The 1,960-nt window shown below is 39.4% G+C and carries 3 protein-coding genes; all 3 read left to right on the forward strand.

Annotation, left to right across the window (positions count from 1 at the left end; all coding sequences use genetic code 11):
- The first annotated feature begins 242 nt into the window (after positions 1–242).
- Positions 243–935, forward strand: a complete 693-nt coding sequence (locus ABWP14_RS11370) for an outer membrane protein (RefSeq protein WP_353203086.1) — start codon at positions 243–245, stop codon at positions 933–935.
- 217 nt (positions 936–1,152) lie between these two features.
- Positions 1,153–1,590 (forward strand): hypothetical protein, encoded by a 438-nt coding sequence (locus tag ABWP14_RS11375; RefSeq protein WP_353203087.1) that lies wholly within the window; start codon positions 1,153–1,155, stop codon positions 1,588–1,590.
- Positions 1,591–1,662: 72 nt separating this feature from the next.
- Complete coding sequence (locus tag ABWP14_RS11380) at positions 1,663–1,944, forward strand: transposase (RefSeq protein ID WP_353203088.1); 282 nt, start codon at positions 1,663–1,665, stop codon at positions 1,942–1,944.
- Positions 1,945–1,960: the final 16 nt, after the last annotated feature.

Genomic DNA, 1,960 nt, shown 5'->3' on the forward strand with positions numbered 1-1,960 from the left:
TTTCATCAAAATCATCACTAAGGACAAACATGAAAAAGAAACTACTAGTACTACTCATTGCCCTAGCATCCGCTATATTGCCGAACTTGGCATCTGCCGTAGTGATTGACACGGGGGGTTGTGAGGTTGGGGGGATTTACTGTTATTCTGATTGCGGTTGGATTTGCCCCTAATGATTGGTAAGGAATTGGATGTACCTCGTCTTGAGGCTTCCAAGACTTAACTTGTGGAAATAAATTGAAATGTTGAAATATCATTTACAACTTACAGGCTTAGCCATTGCCTTATCTACACTAGCAACATCTTCATTTGCCCAGTCCAAGTTTGAAGGTCTTTATGGACAAGTTGCTATTGGTTATGAAAGTATTAATCCCACCTTAACCAATACACCTATCAGTGTTAGTGGTTCAAGTTCGACTATTCCACTATCTACTTCTATTAGTAGCACTTCTGGAGGTACAGGCAATGTTGCCCTTGGCTATACCGCATCTCTAAATAAAGATTACACCTTGGGTATTGGTGCTGAATACTATCCAATTGATAGTAGTACAGATAATTACACTTCTACTATTGCTGGTAGAACTGAATCTGGTACTTACCAAAAACAAAATGCCTACAACATTTATATAGCGCCCGGTATGAATGTCGGTACAGATGGTTTAGCTTACTTTAAGGTCGGCTATACAGGCGCATCTATTAAATCTTCTCAAGGCAGTGCTAGTAGCACTGAAAACCTAAGTGGCTATTCGCTAGGACTAGGCTATAAACAATTCTTTTCTGGTAATTGGTATGGTTTTGGAGAAGCGAACTACTTTAGTTATGGCAATTCTGTCGATAACCAAAGGGCTACAGCTGGTACTCGTACCTTAACTTGGTCTACTACTTTGAATGCCAATGTTTACAACTTGCTAGTGGGTGTTGGGTATAAGTTTTAATTGATTCAAAGTAACTATTAATCACAAAGGAAAAGAAGATGAAAAAGAAACTACTAGTACTACTGATTGCTGCAATTCCAATGTTGATGCCGAACTTGGCATCTGCGATAGCGGTTGATGCTCACGAATATTTAGTTCTTGTTTTGAATCCCTAGGCGGTAGAAATACAAGTTCTATTGACGCATTTAATAAGGCACTCGTTATTCAGCGATCTAGATTGCCAAATCAATCAGGTCGTGCTACATCCCTTGAAAGACAATTAATTAATGCTCTTAGCGTTAGTGGTAACTTTGAGCAAGCAAAGTTAGAACTTACAAAACTAGAAAATTTACTGAATTCATTAAAAAGAGTTCGTGACTATAGTACTTATGGGCCTCAATGGGAATCACAATATGAGAGTGCGAGGGGAATTTATTTTTCTTATCAAGGGCAATGGATTGAGAGCGAAAGATCACTTCGAAAAGCAATTCAATTATTAAAAAGTGGCTATGCTAATGTTAAGGGCTCAAGCTCTAAAATTAACGAATTAGACAATGAAGAAAACGTAGAGTCTGATTCTCAAAATAATTCCCGCGGCTACATTACGCAGCTAATTAGTAGGCAATTAAATCTTTCATTGGTTTTATTGCAACAACGTAAGCTCATTGATTCTTGAACTGACCTGATTTTTAGTACCACTCCCAAAGAGAGGATTTTTGATAATCTTCACCTTAAAGGAGTGCTAAATATGGCAAAAGGCCAACGTCTTAAACCCGAGCAAATCGTCACCTTATTGCGTCAAATCGATGTCCTGACAACGAACGGCAAAACCCTAGCCCAGGCTTGCAAAGAAGTGGGAACGGTTGAGCAAAGCTACTATCGTTGGCGCAAGATCTATGGCGGTATGAAAGTCGATCAAGCTCGTAAGTACAAAGATCTGGAAGTGGAAAATACCCGCTTAAAGAAGCTGGTTGCCGATCTCTCCTTGCGAGAAGTCATGCTCAAGGAAGTCATTAAGGGAAACTTCTAAGCCCTGCTAAACGCAA

Origin of the sequence: Polynucleobacter sp., assembly GCF_040400325.1 — a bacterium.
In the GTDB taxonomy this organism is placed as follows: Bacteria; Pseudomonadota; Gammaproteobacteria; order Burkholderiales; family Burkholderiaceae; genus Polynucleobacter.

What these genes read in the sequence shown, in the direction of transcription:
- ABWP14_RS11370 (WP_353203086.1), top strand. Translation starts at nt 243, where the DNA reads ATGTTGAAATATCATTTACAACTTACAGGCTTAGCCATTGCCTTATCT.
- ABWP14_RS11380 (WP_353203088.1), top strand. Translation starts at nt 1,663, where the DNA reads ATGGCAAAAGGCCAACGTCTTAAACCCGAGCAAATCGTCACCTTATTG.